Genomic DNA, 16,082 nt, shown 5'->3' on the forward strand with positions numbered 1-16,082 from the left:
AGCCAATGATAAAAAAGAAGAAAACTAATAGCAGGCTGAAAAAGATTGCGAGAAATTTCGCTTTTCAGCGTGCTTTTCTTGTTATTATTACAGTACTTATTGCATTCATAATAATTCAGACAGGGGCACTGCCTACAAAATATAAGTTGAGTGTAGGGGATGTATCCACTTATGATATTGCTGCACCTAGAGATTTGGTTAACGAGGTCCTGACAGAAAAAAACAGAATATCTGCAAGGGAAAGTGTTGAGCCTGTTAACAAGGAGGATACAAAAGCTTTTGTAGAGGTTATTTATAAAAAAGATGATTTTTTTAAGGCAGTTTCATCTGCCAGAGATAGTATTGATAAGAATTTAAAGCAGCTTGGTGTAGGTGCAAACACCCGGGATTATGATGTGTATTTGAAACAAGCCCGTGATGAAGCAATAAGCAGTCTTACACAGCATGTATCACAGCTTAGTATACCCTTATCAGCAGACCAGATAAATTATCTGGTAACCAAGATTTCAGATACAGAACTTGATAATTTTGAAGAGATTACCCGTAGGCTTGTTTCTGATGCCATGTCTGAAGAGGTAACTGAAAGCAATCTTGCAATTCACATACATAGGCTGCAAAACAGTTATCAAAGTGAACAGGGCATTAGTCAGGAACTTAAAAATATTGGCAATCAGCTTGTAAAAGCAATATTGAAGCCAAACAGGGTTATAGATGAAACGGCTACCGCAAAGAAGCAGCAGGAAGCCTACAACAATGATGCAAATATTGTAAAGATCAAAAAGGAATCGAGGATTATCAGCTTTGGGGATGTTGTAACAGAGGATAAGTTACAGCTTCTTGAAGAGTTGAATTTACTGGAAACAAAAAGTAAATATGATTATCTTTTCTCAATAGGTACTCTTGTCACTATTTTATTTCTTGCTGGCTTGGTCATAGTTTTCCTTAAAAAATATAACAAAAAAATATATAACGACAGAAAAGATTTGCTATTATTATCTATAATAGTTATTATAATACTAGTTTTAGCCCGATGTCTCTTTCCCTATTATGAAGGGCTTGTAATTCCCGTTTTTGTGGGTACAATGCTGGTTTCTATACTTTTAAATATGGAGCTTGCCGTTGTAATAAACTGTGTACTTACAGTCGGTATTTCAATAATGATTAAGGGTGATAACAAGTTTTTGCTTATGGGCCTGATTTGCGGTGTTATTTCTGCTTTTCTTGTATCCAAAGCAAGCCAACGCAGCAAATTGTCTATGAATGGAATACTTCTTGGATTGATAAATGTCGTGCTTATAGTTTCACTTAACTTTATATATAAAAGCGACGTGCAGACAATTGTTACTGACAGTATAGCCGTATTTCTGAACGGGTTGATTTCAATGGTATTTACTATAGGTATGTTGCCATTTCTGGAGAGTGTTTTCAATATTGTGACGCCATTAAAGTTATTGGAAATCTCAAACCCAAATCATCCATTATTAAAACGATTACTTATAGAGGCACCGGGAACCTATCATCACAGTCTGATGGTGGGAAATCTGGCGGAGATTGCTACGGAGGATATTGGAGGAAATGCTTTATTGTCCAGAGCAGGTGCTTATTTTCATGATGTTGGAAAATTAAAAAGACCGGACTTTTTCAAAGAAAATCAGTTAAATGATAATCCCCACGACAGGATGACTCCCAATCTGAGTACTCTTGTCATAACATCACATGCCAAGGACGGAGTAGACATAGCTATAAAGTATAAGCTTCCTATTGCAATCAGAGATATAATAAAGCAACACCATGGGACGACTCTGGTAGCTTACTTTTTTCATAGAGCTATGAAAGCCGGCGGGGATGAGGAAGTAAAGCAGGAGAATTTCAGATATGAAGGTCCAAGACCTCAAACAAAAGAAGCGGCTGTTGTTATGCTGGCTGATTCAGTGGAAGCTGCCGTGAGATCAATGACAGACAAAACAGAAGGAAAAATAGAAGGCTTAATAAGAAAAATAATCAAGGATAAGCTTGATGACGGTCAGTTGGATATGTGCCAGCTTACACTTTCAGACCTTGATACTATAGCTAAATCCTTTATGAGAGTACTAAGCGGTTATTTCCATGCAAGAGAACAATACCCAGAAATAAAAGAAGCATTAAAAAAGGATATTTTTATTGAGGAAAAGGGAGAGTATAATAAGGAGAAGGATTCTGAAGATAAGAGAACAGGTGGAGGAACAAAACTTGATAATAATTGAAAATGGGCAGGCCAAAGTTATAATAGACAAAAAAATAGAAAACCTTATTGAAAAGACAATAAAAATGTGTATGAAGTCAGAGCAGCTTGACAAAGATTACGAAGTAAGCGTTTTAATTGTAGATGACAATGAGATAAGAGATATAAACAGGGAGCACAGAGATATAGATAAATCTACAGATGTTTTATCTTTCCCTTTGGTTGATTTTAAAGACGGTAAGCTAATATCCGATGAAGGGGACTATGACCTTGAAATGGGAGAGCTGATTTTAGGAGATATTATTATTTCTGCTGAAACTGCACAAAGACAGGCCGAAGCCTATGGCCATAGTTTTGATAGAGAAATGGCTTTCCTGACAGCGCATTCATGCTTTCACCTTTTAGGATATGATCATATGGAAAAGAATGAGGAAGAGATAATGTTCAAAAAGCAGGAAGATATTTTGAAGGAAATGGGACTTCCCAGAGATTAAGGAGTGCTATGAAGAACAGAAATCCTATAGAGAGTTTCAATAATGCTTTTCAAGGCATTTGGTATACTATAGTAAATGAAAGAAACATGAAAATTCATTTAGTTATTGGAACGATAGTTATATTTCTGTCACTGTGGGTGCGTGTCAGCAAAATTGAGTTTACTATACTCTGTTTAACAATAGCTATGGTAATTTGTTTTGAACTGATTAATACGGCTGTAGAAGTTGTAGTTAACATAATAGTTGATGTTTACCACCCAAAAGCCAAGATAATAAAGGATGTTTCAGCCGGAGCAGTTTTTGTATCGGCGATTTTTAGTATTGTAATAGGGGTACTTATTCTGTGGGATAAAGTTATACATAAATTGACTATATTACTAGCATAGTTGTATAAATAAAAAGGAGGCTTCAAGATGAATGATATGGAGCTGGCAGCTTGTGCGAGAAAGGCAATGGATACAGCGTATGCCCCGTATTCAAAATTCAGGGTGGGTGCGGCATTATTAACAGCTTCGGGTAAAGTATATACCGGCTGTAATGTTGAAATAGCTTCTTTTGGTGCAACAAACTGTGCAGAGAGGACTGCAATATTTAAGGCAGTTTCAGAAGAGGGCAGAGTAAAGATTGATAAAATCGCTATAGCCAGTGATGATAAGGATTACATATATCCTTGCGGCATTTGCAGGCAGGTAATGGCTGAGTTTGCAGATGATGAAATGGAATTAATATGCACTAAAAAAAATGGTGAATATAAAAAAATAAGGTTTGGAGATATACTCCCAAACGCATTCAGAACTTTTTAATAATATATTGGAGGAGACAATGTCATATAAATCAGGTTTTGTATCAGTAATAGGAAGGCCTAATGTAGGAAAATCAACACTTCTAAATACAATAACAGGTCAGAAAATCGCAATTATGTCGGACAAGCCCCAGACTACAAGAAATACTATAAGAGGTGTTATAACAAATAAAGAATGCCAACTTATATTAATTGATACTCCGGGTATTCATAAGCCAAAAACTAAGCTTGGAGAATACATGGTAAATGTTGCATCAGAGACAATAAAGGAAGTTGATTTGGTACTGTTTCTGGTAGAAGCGAATGCACAGCCGGGAGCTCAGGATATTAACATTATACAGCAGTTAAAACAGGTAAAAACTCCGGTTTTTCTTATATTGAATAAAGTCGATTTGGTTAGCAAGGAAAAATTGCTGGCAATAATAGATAGTTACAGTAAACTTATGAATTTTAAAGCGATTATTCCTATTTCGGCATTAAAAAATGATGGTATTGATATAATATTAAAAGAAGCCTTGGATTTAATACCTGAGGGGCCACAGTTTTTTTCGGAAGATATGCTGACAGATCAGCCTGAAAAAGTAATTGCTGCGGAAATGATAAGGGAAAAAGTGCTCCTTAATCTTGATGACGAGGTTCCACATGGTGTTGGTGTAGAGGTTACATCCTTTAAGGAAAGGGAAGACGGACTTATAAATATTCAGGCCACCATATACTGCGAAAAAAGCACTCACAAGGGAATAATTATAGGCAAGCAGGGAAGTATGCTTAAAAAAATCGGAAGCGCTGCCAGATATGAAATTGAGCGTCTGCTGGATACAAAGATATTTTTAGAGCTATGGGTAAAGGTAAAGCCGGACTGGAGAAACAGCGATAATATGCTTAAAACACTTGGTTATAAAACAAATAAGAATTAATAGGGTATACTCTTGGCGGAATGTGAAAGAATATATAATGTAGAAAAATTATATTCTAAACAAATATTATGCCAAGGGGGCTGACATTTATGTTACTGGACTTTGTATGGAATGTTTTTAAAACAACAGGAAGTATTGATTCTTATGTTCTAATGAAAGAGATCGAAGAAAAGTTTAAGTCTGAAACAGCAGAGAATGTCATGCGAGAGGAAACAGAAGTCTAGGTAATTATTGGGGTTAAGAATGAGTTATGTTAATTATAAGGGGTTAGTTATACGAGAAGTAAACACCGGTGAAGCAGATAAAATTATTACGGTACTTACTGCTGAAGAAGGTAAAATTTCAATTGCTGCAAAAAATGCACGAAGAGCGAAAAGTTCATTGAGTGCGGGGTCACAGCTTTTTGCCTATAGTGAGTATATGTTGTTTAAAGGAAAAGAACTTTACAATATGTCAAGCTGTCAGGTAATAGAGCCTAATTATGAAATAAGAAACGATATAGAAAAACTGACCTACTGCTCTCATATACTTGAATTGATTTCGGATAATGTTCAGGAAGGAGAACCTTCGGAAGAGGTACTTCGATTGCTTCTGAACACACTCTATGTCATTTCCAAAACTAACCGCCCTCTAAAACTTATAACCGTAGTTTTTGAGTTAAGGCTCATGTCCCTGCTGGGATATGAGCCCCATGTTATAAGTTGTGTAAACTGCGGAAAAGCACAAGATGAGAGTATGTACTTTGATTTTGACAGTTCGGGACTGGTTTGCAAGGACTGTTTAAATCGGAAGTCAAGGTCTATAGCGCTACTGCCCGGTACTGTCAAGGCTTTAAAATACATAGTATTTATAAGTCCTCAAAAACTGTTTAATTTTTCACTCTCCCAAGAAGCTATAGAAGAATTGGGACAAATATCCAAAAGATATATAAAGGAGCACATTGGAAAAGAGTACAGAAAACTTGATTATCTGAAACAATTAAAGCTGGAGTGAGACATGAATACAAACTTATATTCAGCACTGTCATTAATTATAATAATATCGAACATTGTTTTTGTTATTACAGCACTTTTTTTTGAAAGAAAAAAGCCTGTTCGAGCTTTGAGTTGGATTTTAGCACTCATTCTATTACCTGTAGCCGGATTTTTACTATATTTGATATTTGGCAGACCATTGAATCTTAAAAAGAAAAAATTTCATATAAAAAATCATAAAGACGTTGAGTATAGCAGAGAAATTTACCAAACGTTAGGTACTGTTTATTATGATGAAACCATGTTCAAGGAAGAATATAATTATTATGTGAAGCAGTTAATAAATTTTAATATAAATCTGTCCCAAAGTCCTTTTACCAATGACAACAAAGTAGAAATATTCACAAAATCTCAGGATAAATACGATTCCTTATTAAAAGATATAGAAGAAGCTGAAACTTCTATTCATATGCTTTATTTCATTATAAAAAATGATAAAATTGGTACGCTTATTATAAATACTCTTGCTAAAAAAGCAAAACAGGGTGTTACTGTAAGGGTACTTTTTGATCATGGGCAAAATCTGTTTTTCCCGTATAGAGCTTTTAAAACCATCATAGATAATGGCGGAGAGGTATTAAGTTTCTTTTCAAATTCAGTAGATAACTACCTTAAAGCAAACTATAGAAATCACAGGAAGATAGTAGTTATTGACGGAAAGTTAGGGTATATAGGAGGAATTAATATCGGTGACGAGTATCTGGGGCTGCATAAAAGAATTAAGCCATGGAGAGATACTCATCTTAAAGTAACAGGGAGCAGTGTTTATTGCCTTCAACTCAGGTTTATGACAGATTGGCTGTACGCCTCCAAAAAGGAAGTAGACTTTGGAAGGTTGGATAAATACTTTAGACCAATCAAAAGAGAAGAAAGAGGAAATGTAGCTATTCAAATGGTTTCAAGCGGACCTGATACCAATGCAGAGGAAGTCAAGAGGGGTATGGTAAAAATGATTAATTCTGCGAAATGCTCTATTCTTATTCAAACCCCCTATTTTGTCCCGGATGATTCATTTCTTGAAGCTTTACAAAATGCTGCAATGTCGGGTGTAGATGTAGTAATCCAGATACCTGAAGTCCCTGACAAAAGACTTGTGTACAAAGTAACCACATCCTTTATTGAAGATGTAATGGACTTTGGAGTAAGGGTTTACCTGTATCCGGGTTTTTTACATTCAAAAATGATAGTAATAGACGACACTTGCTGTTCTATAGGGTCTACAAATATGGATATGAGAAGCTTTTCACTGGATTTTGAAATCAATGCTTTTATGTATGGTTATGATATTACTCATAAATGCTCTTCAATATTTTATAATGACCTTAATATATGCAAAGTAGTAACAGAAGACAATTATAAAAAAAGAGGTGTAATGTCAAAAATGCTGGAAAGCATTTGCAGACTGCTATCACCGCTTCTCTGATATATACTTCTTTAGAAAAAGTTACAAATATGACACACATAAAACATATTTATTATTTATACTTAGTAACGGAAAATGTGTTTTTAATCTTTGTACACTTTAAGGGAGGTAGTATTCTTGAATCGAAAGATACTTGGAATAATTATTATGCTTCTTGCAGTATTATTTCTTTTTTGGGGATGGAATAATATGGTCTGACGCAAGATAAAAATTATGTAAACAATAAAGACTATGCTTCTTGTAAATACCCTTTCTCAGCATAAAATTTCCGTTAATCGCATTGTTTTTCAAATATCAATGCAATATAATTGATAGAAATGAGTAATCAGAAATATAGGAGGGTAATATGACACTGTATTCGGACAAAATAACAAAGGAAATGATAAACTATTTCAATAAAGATGTTAAGCGTATTAACCATGCACTAAAGGTTTATAGCTTTTGTAAAACAATAGGTGCATTAGAGCAGCTTAATGATAATGAATTGATGATTGTAAACCTTTCAGGAATTCTTCACGATATTGGAATCAAAGAGGCCGAAAAAAAGTACAATTCATCTGCGGGACCTTATCAGGAAAAGGAGGGGCCTGCTATAGCAAAAGAGATAATGAACAAGTACGATATAGATAAAAATATTATCGAAAGGGTTTGCTATATAATAGGGCATCACCACAGCTATAGCAAAATTGACGGGCTGGATTTTCAAATACTGGTTGAAGCTGATTTTCTTGTGAACATATATGAAGATGAAATGGACAAAAATGCCATAACCAGTGTAAAAAATAAATATTTTAAGACAAAAACAGGTTCAGCAATACTTGAAGACATGTATCTTTAGTTAGTTGCAATACTAGCAAAATAAGTTAACGTAAAATTGGGGGAGCTATTCATTGTTTAAATTAATAAAATATTTAAAGCCATATCTGAAACAAGTTATTTTAGGTCCGGCATTTAAATTATTCGAAGCAATACTTGAACTTACAATACCTTTATTAATGGCAAAACTTATTGACAATGGTGTTAAAGTAAACAATCCGTCATACATATATATGATGGGAGGAATAATGGTTGCAATCGCAATAACCGGAGCCGGCTCCGCATATATATGCCAATATTATGCGTCTATAGCTTCACAGGGGTTTGGAACTTCAATGAGAAACCTTTTATTCAAAAAGATTCAAGGATATTCCTTTAATGAGCTTGATAAAATAGGAACTCCTTCTCTCATAAATAGAGTAACCAGTGATGTAAACCAGCTTCAGCTTGCGGTGGCCATGCTGATAAGACTTGTGGTCAGAGTTCCTTTTCTTTGCATTGGCGGCTTGATAATGGCAATGACTATCAACCTGAAGCTGTCTGTAATACTATTTATAACAATGCCGTTATTTGCGCTGATTATATATTTTATAATGTCAAGAACAATACCGCTATATAAGACTGTACAAAAAAAGCTTGATACATTGTCTGTAATAATACGTGAAAATTTGTCCGGAGTACGTGTAATACGTGCATTTGCAAAACTTGACAAGGAAAGAGAACGTTTTTCAAAGGGCAACAGGGAATACGCAGATATGTCTATAAGAGTTGGTAAGGTTTCAGCACTTCTAAATCCTGCTACAACTGTTATTGTGAACCTTGGTGTTGCTGCTATACTGTGGTTTGGGGGAATACAGGTATATCATGGTACAATGACTCAAGGTGAGATAATAGCTTATGTCAATTATATAAATATGATACTTTCTGCACTTATTGTACTGGCAAATCTGGTCGTCACCTTTACAAAGGCGGCAGCTTCAGCAAACAGGGTAAATGAGATATTGGAGACCCAGCCTTCCGTAATGGACAGTGATGATAATGTGGCTGATGTACAGGAGACTGCAAATGTCTCAGAAGGAGTACCTTTTATAGAGTTTAGAAATGTAAAATTCAGCTACGATGGAGCTTCTGATTACGCTTTGAAAAATATATCATTCGGAATAAAAAGTGGACAAACAGTAGGTATAATAGGTTCTACCGGGTCAGGTAAATCAACGCTTGTAAACCTCATTGCAAGGTTTTACGATACTACCGACGGCCAAATTCTGATTAATGGATTAGACGTTAGAAATATGAAACAACATGACTTGAGAGATAAAATAGGACTCGTTCCTCAGAAATCAGTTCTATTTTCAGGAACTATAGAGGAAAACGTAAAGTGGGGAAGTGAACTGGCTCAGGAGACAGATATTAATTGGGCTGCCGGAATTGCTCAGGCAAAGGAATTTATCAAGCAAAAATCTGAAGGCATTAAGTCTCATATAACTCAAGGAGGAGCGAATCTTTCGGGTGGCCAGAAACAAAGACTTGCAATTGCAAGAGCAGTGGTCAAAAGGCCGGAATTACTTATTCTGGATGACAGTACAAGTGCCTTGGACTATGCTACAGATGCAGCCCTAAGAAGGGAAATAAAAAATAATCTCAAAGAGCTTACAATAATTATGGTAACACAGAGAGTAGCTGCAATCAGAGACGCAGATTCAATAGTAGTACTGGATGATGGAGAAATGGTGGGAATAGGCAGAAATGATGAACTGCTGGAATCCTGTCCTGTATATCAGGAAATATACTATTCACAAAGAAAAAGCGAGGTAGCTCATACATGAAAAGTGACGCAGTTAAACGCCTCAGCAGATACATTTTAGCCAATAAGCCATATCTGCTGGGAGCTGTACTATTTGCAGCATTAAGCAATATCCTTATGGTAACGGGTCCATTTATAGTAGGTAAAGGTGTTGATGCTATTGTTGAAAAAGGACAGGTTGATTTCAAAAGAATTCTTAATGTAGTTATAATTATATTAGTTTTGTATTTGGTAAGTGCATTTTTTCAGTGGAGTTTGCAGGTAATTACTGCTGTACTGTCAAATAGAACAGTAGAGAGGTTGAGAAAGGATGCATTTGACCATATCCTTGAAATGCCTTTGAGGTTTTACGACCAAAAGCCTCACGGGGATATAATGGGCAGGCTTACAAATGACATGGAAAATATAGGTGAAGGAATATATCAGTCTGTTACTCAGTTCTTTACCGGTATAATATCCATAGTTGGTTCACTTATTTTTATGTTTGTTTTGAATCCATGGATTACACTTATAGTAATTGTGATGACGCCTATTACATTTTTCATTGCATCATTTATAACAAGGCGTTCATCAAAAATGTTTAAAGAACAGTCAAGAGTAAATGGTGAGCTAAATGGTTATATTGAAGAGATTATAGGAAATCAGAAGGTTGTAAAAGCATTTAATTATGAGGAAAGGGCTCAGAAGAAATTTGAGGAAATAAACGGTCGGTTGTATAAATGCGGAAGATGGGCACAGTTCTATTCATCTTTAGTAAACCCGTCTACCCGTCTGGTAAACAATATAACCTATGTTCTGCTTGGTATGACAGGTGGTATTGCGTCACTGGCAGGCAGGTTAAGTATCGGTTATATTTCCAGCTTTCTGACGTACTCAACCTACTTTTCTCAACCTATAAATAATGTAACAAGTGTAACAACCCAGATACAGAGTGCTATTGCTTCTGCGGAAAGGGTTTTTGCAATAATGGACGAAGAAGTTGAGAAACGGGCGGATTTTAAAGAGATTGAGCTAGAAAAAACAAGCGGAAATGTCAGATTTGACGATGTTTCCTTCTCTTATGTTCAGGAAAAGCCTTTGATACGGGATTTTAATCTTAGTGTTAAAGAAGGACAGCGGATTGCAATAGTTGGGCCTACAGGCTCGGGAAAAACTACTCTGGTTAATCTGTTAATGCGTTTCTATGAGACAGATAAAGGGTACATATATATTGATGGTAATAGCATAAGCAAAATATCAAAAGACAGTCTTAGACAGTCTTTTGGAATGGTTCTTCAGGAAACATGGCTTTTTGCCGGAACGATTCGTGAAAACATTGCATATGGTAAGCCTGAAGCTACTGACGAAGAAGTCAAAAACGCTGCGGTTTCTGCAAATGCCCATAGTTTCATAAAAAGACTTCCAAAAGGTTATGAAACAGAGCTGACAGAAGGCGGAAGCAACTTGTCACAGGGCCAAAGACAGTTATTAACTATTGCAAGAGTTATGCTGGTTATTCCACCTATGCTAATATTGGATGAGGCTACCAGCAGTGTTGATACAAGAACAGAGTTGAATATACAGAAAGCATTTTTGAAGATGATGGAAGGAAGAACCAGCTTCGTTATAGCACATCGCCTTTCAACCATTAAAGAAGCGGATGTTATACTGGTTATGAATAATGGAAGGGTTGTTGAACAGGGGAGTCATGAAGACTTACTGCAAAAAAATGGATTTTATAAAAAATTATATTTAAGTCAATATGAGAATACTTAGGTAAATGAAGATTGACTAAATAAAAGACGGGTGTTGCAAAATGAATAAGTTAATTGAACAATACACAATAAACAGGAAACTTTTGGCTGAAGCTCTCACTGAAAAGGCTCACATGGAGATGTATGAGGCTGAAATCCTTAAAAATGACTTTGTAGCCAAACTTGGAGAACCAAGATATGAACTTCATAAGCTTGAGCTTGCTATAGCCAGAACCAAGCTAAAACTTGAAATGATTGAAACATGCGAAAAATTCAAGATACCGATAGACTATTCTTATATTGACAGAGAATTGGAAAAAGAGTTTGAAAAACACTATGAAGTATTAAAAAAAATGAGACTGGAAATAGAGTATGTACATTCAATAGACTATGTCAGGGAAAAGAATAAGCGTGAGATGGAATTGGAAATGAAGGATGTATATCTGGAAATAGCAAGCTATATTCATCCTGAATTGACAATTAATCAGGATTTAAGTATGAAAAGAACATGGAAAACAGCAGAAAAAGCATATCAGCAAGGAGACTTAGAAAAATTAAAAAGGCTTCGTAAAAAAACTATAAAAGATTTTGGCAATATAAATGAAAAGCATGAAGACATAGAAATACAGCTTTCAACAATAAAAGAGCGAAAAGCATCTATTCAGAAAGAAATACAGGCTATGAAAAAAAGCTTTCCTTTTTCAGAATCTGATATGCTAGATGATGAAGTTGCAGTTATGAAATTCAGGGAGGATATGGACTCTGATATAAGAACTGCAAAAGAGGTATTGGACAAGTTGGAAAAACAAGTCTTGGAAAAGTTGCCTCCTGTTGGAAGATACAAAAATTAAAGTTTACAAAACATAAAATAAACCGGGAAAAGGCTTATTAGACTGTTCCCGGTTTACTGCTTTTAAACCGTCAAAATTCAGGGTTTAATTGTCCTTTCTGAGACTTCTTCTGTTTCCGTCAGCATCTACAATAACTGTGTTGTCCAGTGTAGCCTTTAGATTTGACCGAAATGCTTCAATATATTCTTTTCTCAGCTTATCTCTTTCAGCTAGTTCAGAACTCGTAAGAGAGCCTGATTTCGCTTTTTTTGCCAGTTCGTTTAATCGTTCAATTCTGCTCTTTTCCATAAATATAACCAATCCTTATAATCATTTTGCATGAAACACATGAGTATTATAACAAAAAACCTTTGAATATAAAAGAAACTGCCAATATTTCTTTAAAAAGCTTATCCGGTGTGATAATATAATTATGGCAAAGTTAATTTATTCTTCGGGAGGTTGGAGATATGAATGATATACAGGTTGTAGTTTTTGATTTGAACAATGAGCTTTGTAGCGTGGAGACTTCAATTGTCTATAAAATAGAGAAATATGGATCAATATCACTTGTTCCACAAATGCCCGATTATATTAAAGGAATATATAATCTAAGAGGTAAAGTAGTCCCTGTGGTAGACCTTAATAAAAGGTTTAATTTAGGAGAGTCAGAGGTAACAAAAAAGACGAAGATTATAATTACTGAAAAGGATGATCAATTGTACGGATTTATGGTAAACAATGTTACTGAAATAATAAATCTTAATGAGAATTCTGTTGATAGGTCTGAGGCAGTAATAAGATTAAACAGTAAGAAATACATAAAAGGTATAGGCAAGAATGACGGTAAGCTTTTTTCAATAATTGATTTAAATGAAATTTTACATAATGAAGAGATAAAAGAGGTTACAACAGTGCTAACAGAAAATGTAAATTAGTGCCTGATGTTTACATAATCCAAAAACCTGAACAAGTATGAGTTTGGGTTTTTTTATTACCCCAATATACAAAAAGTGTAACAAAAAATAAAGCATAAACATAAAATAATATCAAGCGGATAGTTTATGTAATCTTGTCCGCATTTGAGTTATAAAGGAGGGTAATAAGGTAATATGGAAAATAAACTTCACTCACATACCTTTGCGGGAAGGACTTCAAATAATGAGGATCACATTCATCAATATTCCGGCGTAACTGATGAAATAAGTGACCAGTTAGGACATATACATTATATTGAAGGCTCAACTTCGTTTGAGGATAGCCATGTTCATTATTATAGAATTGCCACTAGTCCTGCAATTTATGTGAACGGTGGACACTATCACGTTTACATGGGGAATGCAGATTTTGCAAAAAATCATATTCAGGTTATAGCAGGCGATACATCCTTCTTAAAGAAAGAGTAATGGATATAGCGAACATATTCGGTATACATAATAATTAAAACCTGCTGCTTTTTTTATCAACAGCAGGTTTTATAGTTATTTTTGACTAAAGCTAAAACTAAACGTTGAACCTGAATAATGTAACATCTCCATCGTGCATTACATATTCCTTACCTTCTGATCTAACCAATCCTTTTTCCTTGGCAACGGAATATGTGCCGGAACTGATTAAATCGTCATAAGCTACAATCTCGGCTCTGATAAAACCCCTTTCAAAGTCGCTATGGATTTTACCGGCTGCCTGAGGTGCTTTGGTTCCTTTTGTGATAGTCCATGCTCTTACTTCCTGGGGGCCGGCAGTCAGATAGCTTATCAGTCCCAGAATTTTGTAACTGGCTTTAATAAGCTTGTCCAGACCTGATTCTTCCAGACCCATGGCTTCAAGGAAATCAGCCTTTTCTTCATCATCAAGCTGAGCAATCTCTTCTTCAATTTTTGCACAAATTACCATAACTTCCGAATTTTCTTCAGCGGCTACTTCTTTAAGCTCTGCAAGGAATCTGTTACTGTCCAGAGAAGATAAGTCCTCTTCGGAAACATTTGCAGCATAAAGAACAGGTTTTAAGGTTATAAGAAATAACTGGTCAACAAGCTGCTGCTGTTCTTGGTCAAAAGACATTGATCTTACAGGTTTCCCACTTTCAAGGTGAGCCTTTAGGGATTCATACAGCTCCATTTCGACCTGAAACTTTTTGTCTCCCGATTTAAGCATTTTTTTTGTTCTGTCAATTCTTCTCTCTATCATTTCGAGGTCTGAGAAAATCAATTCAAGATTAATAGTTTCAATGTCTCTTTTTGGACCAATGGAACCGTCAACATGAACAATATTACTATCCTCAAAACATCTTACAACATGGACTATTGAATCTACTTCTCTTATGTGAGAAAGAAATTTATTTCCCAACCCTTCACCTTTACTAGCACCTTTAACAAGGCCTGCAATATCAACAAACTCAATTACGGTAGGAGTTATTTTTTCAGGATTATACATTTTTGCGAGCATGTCCAGTCTTTCATCAGGAACAGCTACAATTCCTACATTTGGCTCAATAGTACAAAACGGGTAATTTGCACTTTCTGCACCTGCTTTTGTTATTGCATTAAATAGTGTGCTTTTTCCTACGTTAGGTAGTCCTACAATTCCTAATTTCATTTATATATCTATCCTCTCATGGTTTGTAACATAAAAAAATACCATAAAAATTATATACTATATGATTTTTCATTGCAATAATATTAAGTTTATGCGTTGTATTATTGATTTTATTTTTTTAATAAATTAATATATAAAGCGGGAAAAAAATAATCAGACATACAATATTCACAATCGTATACTAGAATATAATACAATTAAAGATTTGTATGTTATGTGAAAAATATTATTAAACATATATTTTTGAAAAAATCAGGAGGTATATTTATGTATTGTAGAAATTGCGGAAACGTTGTAAATGACCAGGCTGTTATATGCGTTACGTGTGGAGTACCTACAGGAAGAGGAAACAACTTCTGTCCTTTATGTGGCGAAGCAACCGATTCAATGTCTCAGATATGTATGAAATGCGGTTTTAGTTTAAATAATTACGGACAACAAAAGTCAAAGCTTGCTGCAGGATTGTTTGGTATTTTCCTCGGAGCCTTTGGTGTTCACAGATTTTACCTTGGGTATATAGGAATTGGTCTGGCACAGTTATTACTGACTGTATTATCATGCTTTATTCTGTCACCAATCATATGGGTTTGGGGATTGATAGAAGGAATTTTGATACTTGCCGGTTCTATTAATAAGGATTCTAAGGGTTTAACCTTAAAGGATTAATATAGAGTTTTTAGCAGATAGGAATTGCAAACTCCTATCTGCAGTTTCGTAAAGAAAAATACTTATTTTCCGATGAGTTTTTTCAGTTTACCTGTGAGAGTTGTGTTTTTCCGTTCTCTCCAATTGGTAATATACCTGTCTACCTCCTGAAAATGCTTGTCCATTTTTATTTCCAGTTTACGAGAACTATTTTCAACACAAGCTCCAAGTTCCATCTTGGAGCTATGAATTTCTTTTGAAATATGTTCTCTCGTACTTACAAATTCTGCGGCAACATTATTAAAAAGCTGCTCTTTTATACCGTTTAAGGTTTCCAGTATCATAGAAAGCTCAGCACTGCTCAGTTCCTCCAATCTCTTTGAAACTACGGCAGGAAGCTGTTCAGCGGATATTGGGACGCTGATATCTTTAGGTTTAATAATATGTTCGTCCTCAAGAATTTTTCGTATAGCTTTTAGCTCAAGACCTTGGTCACGCATGGCTTTAATCTGATACATTAAATTTGCAAGGTCAGTAGTATAATAGCGTCTGCCTCTATTGTCCTTGGGAATATTTAACCCAAACTCCTTTTCGTAAAATCTTAAAGCATGATCTGTTATATTCAAAGATGCGCTAAGCTCTGTTATAGAATATCTTTCTTTAAGTACTTCCATGGATTCATCTACCCCCCTATAACTATGTCTACAGAATACGTACAATGCAATTTGATAGTACCATAAGACCTTATAGGTGTAAAATATTTAC

General features: G+C 35.1%; 18 protein-coding genes. 15 read left to right on the forward strand and 3 right to left on the reverse strand.

Translation table 11 applies throughout. The annotated features are described in order from the left end of the window. The first annotated feature begins 5 nt into the window (after nucleotides 1–5). The 12 genes from P0092_RS09610 to P0092_RS09665 all read left to right on the forward strand — a co-directional run bounded on the left by P0092_RS09610 (nucleotide 6) and on the right by P0092_RS09665 (nucleotide 12,095). Entirely contained in the window at nucleotides 6–2,243 is a 2,238-nt protein-coding gene (locus P0092_RS09610; RefSeq protein ID WP_004620202.1) for an HD family phosphohydrolase, read from the forward strand. Continuing rightward, complete coding sequence (gene ybeY / locus P0092_RS09615) at nucleotides 2,230–2,715, forward strand: rRNA maturation RNase YbeY (protein ID WP_004620204.1); 486 nt, start codon at nucleotides 2,230–2,232, stop codon at nucleotides 2,713–2,715. Before P0092_RS09610 ends, ybeY begins: the two co-directional genes overlap by 14 nt. Before the next feature lie 8 nt (nucleotides 2,716–2,723). Then, on the forward strand, nucleotides 2,724–3,101 hold the full coding sequence (locus P0092_RS09620) for a diacylglycerol kinase family protein (RefSeq protein ID WP_004620207.1): 378 nt from the start codon (nucleotides 2,724–2,726) through the stop codon (nucleotides 3,099–3,101). Between the two features lie 27 nt (nucleotides 3,102–3,128). Next, the gene (gene cdd / locus P0092_RS09625; protein WP_004620208.1) at nucleotides 3,129–3,518 is read left to right on the forward strand and encodes a cytidine deaminase; all 390 of its coding nucleotides are present in this window, start codon (nucleotides 3,129–3,131) and stop codon (nucleotides 3,516–3,518) included. A 19-nt stretch (nucleotides 3,519–3,537) separates the two neighbouring features. Then, nucleotides 3,538–4,434 carry a GTPase Era gene (gene era, locus P0092_RS09630; protein WP_004620210.1) on the forward strand — a complete coding sequence of 299 codons (897 nt, stop codon included), beginning with the start codon at nucleotides 3,538–3,540 and terminating at the stop codon, nucleotides 4,432–4,434. 89 nt (nucleotides 4,435–4,523) lie between these two features. Continuing rightward, nucleotides 4,524–4,658, forward strand: coding sequence for a YqzL family protein (locus tag P0092_RS09635; protein ID WP_004620214.1), 135 nt, complete (start codon nucleotides 4,524–4,526; stop codon nucleotides 4,656–4,658). 19 nt (nucleotides 4,659–4,677) lie between these two features. Then, nucleotides 4,678–5,427 (forward strand): DNA repair protein RecO, encoded by a 750-nt coding sequence (gene recO / locus P0092_RS09640; RefSeq protein WP_040759026.1) that lies wholly within the window; start codon nucleotides 4,678–4,680, stop codon nucleotides 5,425–5,427. A gap of 3 nt (nucleotides 5,428–5,430) precedes the next feature. Then, complete coding sequence (gene cls / locus P0092_RS09645; protein WP_004620218.1) at nucleotides 5,431–6,891, forward strand: cardiolipin synthase; 1,461 nt, start codon at nucleotides 5,431–5,433, stop codon at nucleotides 6,889–6,891. 346 nt (nucleotides 6,892–7,237) lie between these two features. Further along, the gene (locus P0092_RS09650) at nucleotides 7,238–7,729 is read left to right on the forward strand and encodes an HD domain-containing protein (protein ID WP_004620220.1); all 492 of its coding nucleotides are present in this window, start codon (nucleotides 7,238–7,240) and stop codon (nucleotides 7,727–7,729) included. Between the two features lie 52 nt (nucleotides 7,730–7,781). Then, on the forward strand, nucleotides 7,782–9,533 hold the full coding sequence (locus P0092_RS09655; RefSeq protein ID WP_004620223.1) for an ABC transporter ATP-binding protein: 1,752 nt from the start codon (nucleotides 7,782–7,784) through the stop codon (nucleotides 9,531–9,533). Beyond that, on the forward strand, nucleotides 9,530–11,266 hold the full coding sequence (locus P0092_RS09660; protein WP_004620224.1) for an ABC transporter ATP-binding protein: 1,737 nt from the start codon (nucleotides 9,530–9,532) through the stop codon (nucleotides 11,264–11,266). Before P0092_RS09655 ends, P0092_RS09660 begins: the two co-directional genes overlap by 4 nt. A 40-nt stretch (nucleotides 11,267–11,306) precedes the next feature. Then, nucleotides 11,307–12,095 (forward strand): hypothetical protein, encoded by a 789-nt coding sequence (locus P0092_RS09665; protein WP_004620226.1) that lies wholly within the window; start codon nucleotides 11,307–11,309, stop codon nucleotides 12,093–12,095. 84 nt (nucleotides 12,096–12,179) lie between these two features. Here P0092_RS09665 and P0092_RS09670 read toward each other — a convergent pair whose 3' ends face one another. Further along, nucleotides 12,180–12,383, reverse strand: a complete 204-nt coding sequence (locus tag P0092_RS09670) for a DUF896 domain-containing protein (RefSeq protein ID WP_004620227.1) — start codon at nucleotides 12,381–12,383, stop codon at nucleotides 12,180–12,182. 161 nt (nucleotides 12,384–12,544) lie between these two features. Here P0092_RS09670 and P0092_RS09675 point away from each other — a divergent pair, with 161 nt between their 5' ends. After that, entirely contained in the window at nucleotides 12,545–13,012 is a 468-nt protein-coding gene (locus tag P0092_RS09675; RefSeq protein ID WP_004620229.1) for a chemotaxis protein CheW, read from the forward strand. 174 nt (nucleotides 13,013–13,186) lie between these two features. Then, nucleotides 13,187–13,480 (forward strand): YmaF family protein, encoded by a 294-nt coding sequence (locus tag P0092_RS09680; protein WP_004620230.1) that lies wholly within the window; start codon nucleotides 13,187–13,189, stop codon nucleotides 13,478–13,480. Nucleotides 13,481–13,577: 97 nt separating this feature from the next. On the opposite strand, the gene ychF is transcribed toward P0092_RS09680, so the two are convergent. Further along, entirely contained in the window at nucleotides 13,578–14,672 is a 1,095-nt protein-coding gene (ychF, locus tag P0092_RS09685; protein WP_004620232.1) for a redox-regulated ATPase YchF, read from the reverse strand. 267 nt (nucleotides 14,673–14,939) lie between these two features. Here ychF and P0092_RS09690 point away from each other — a divergent pair, with 267 nt between their 5' ends. Next, nucleotides 14,940–15,338 (forward strand): TM2 domain-containing protein, encoded by a 399-nt coding sequence (locus tag P0092_RS09690; protein ID WP_004620233.1) that lies wholly within the window; start codon nucleotides 14,940–14,942, stop codon nucleotides 15,336–15,338. Between the two features lie 62 nt (nucleotides 15,339–15,400). On the opposite strand, the gene P0092_RS09695 is transcribed toward P0092_RS09690, so the two are convergent. Beyond that, the gene (locus P0092_RS09695; RefSeq protein ID WP_004620236.1) at nucleotides 15,401–15,991 is read right to left on the reverse strand and encodes a MerR family transcriptional regulator; all 591 of its coding nucleotides are present in this window, start codon (nucleotides 15,989–15,991) and stop codon (nucleotides 15,401–15,403) included. Between the last annotated feature and the right edge of the window lie 91 nt (nucleotides 15,992–16,082).

The organism is Ruminiclostridium papyrosolvens DSM 2782 (assembly GCF_029318685.1).
In the GTDB taxonomy this organism is placed as follows: domain Bacteria; phylum Bacillota; class Clostridia; order Acetivibrionales; family DSM-1351; genus Ruminiclostridium; species Ruminiclostridium papyrosolvens.

Excerpts from the sequence above, each read along its gene's own strand:
- P0092_RS09610 (WP_004620202.1), top strand. The coding sequence starts at position 6 with ATGATAAAAAAGAAGAAAACTAATAGCAGGCTGAAAAAGATTGCGAGA.
- P0092_RS09620 (WP_004620207.1), top strand. The coding sequence starts at position 2,724 with ATGAAGAACAGAAATCCTATAGAGAGTTTCAATAATGCTTTTCAAGGC.
- cdd (WP_004620208.1), top strand. The coding sequence starts at position 3,129 with ATGAATGATATGGAGCTGGCAGCTTGTGCGAGAAAGGCAATGGATACA.
- era (WP_004620210.1), top strand. The coding sequence starts at position 3,538 with ATGTCATATAAATCAGGTTTTGTATCAGTAATAGGAAGGCCTAATGTA.
- P0092_RS09635 (WP_004620214.1), top strand. The coding sequence starts at position 4,524 with ATGTTACTGGACTTTGTATGGAATGTTTTTAAAACAACAGGAAGTATT.
- recO (WP_040759026.1), top strand. The coding sequence starts at position 4,678 with ATGAGTTATGTTAATTATAAGGGGTTAGTTATACGAGAAGTAAACACC.
- cls (WP_004620218.1), top strand. The coding sequence starts at position 5,431 with ATGAATACAAACTTATATTCAGCACTGTCATTAATTATAATAATATCG.
- P0092_RS09650 (WP_004620220.1), top strand. The coding sequence starts at position 7,238 with ATGACACTGTATTCGGACAAAATAACAAAGGAAATGATAAACTATTTC.
- P0092_RS09660 (WP_004620224.1), top strand. The coding sequence starts at position 9,530 with ATGAAAAGTGACGCAGTTAAACGCCTCAGCAGATACATTTTAGCCAAT.
- P0092_RS09665 (WP_004620226.1), top strand. The coding sequence starts at position 11,307 with ATGAATAAGTTAATTGAACAATACACAATAAACAGGAAACTTTTGGCT.
- P0092_RS09670 (WP_004620227.1), bottom strand. The coding sequence starts at position 12,383 with ATGGAAAAGAGCAGAATTGAACGATTAAACGAACTGGCAAAAAAAGCG.
- P0092_RS09675 (WP_004620229.1), top strand. The coding sequence starts at position 12,545 with ATGAATGATATACAGGTTGTAGTTTTTGATTTGAACAATGAGCTTTGT.
- P0092_RS09680 (WP_004620230.1), top strand. The coding sequence starts at position 13,187 with ATGGAAAATAAACTTCACTCACATACCTTTGCGGGAAGGACTTCAAAT.
- ychF (WP_004620232.1), bottom strand. The coding sequence starts at position 14,672 with ATGAAATTAGGAATTGTAGGACTACCTAACGTAGGAAAAAGCACACTA.
- P0092_RS09690 (WP_004620233.1), top strand. The coding sequence starts at position 14,940 with ATGTATTGTAGAAATTGCGGAAACGTTGTAAATGACCAGGCTGTTATA.
- P0092_RS09695 (WP_004620236.1), bottom strand. The coding sequence starts at position 15,991 with ATGGAAGTACTTAAAGAAAGATATTCTATAACAGAGCTTAGCGCATCT.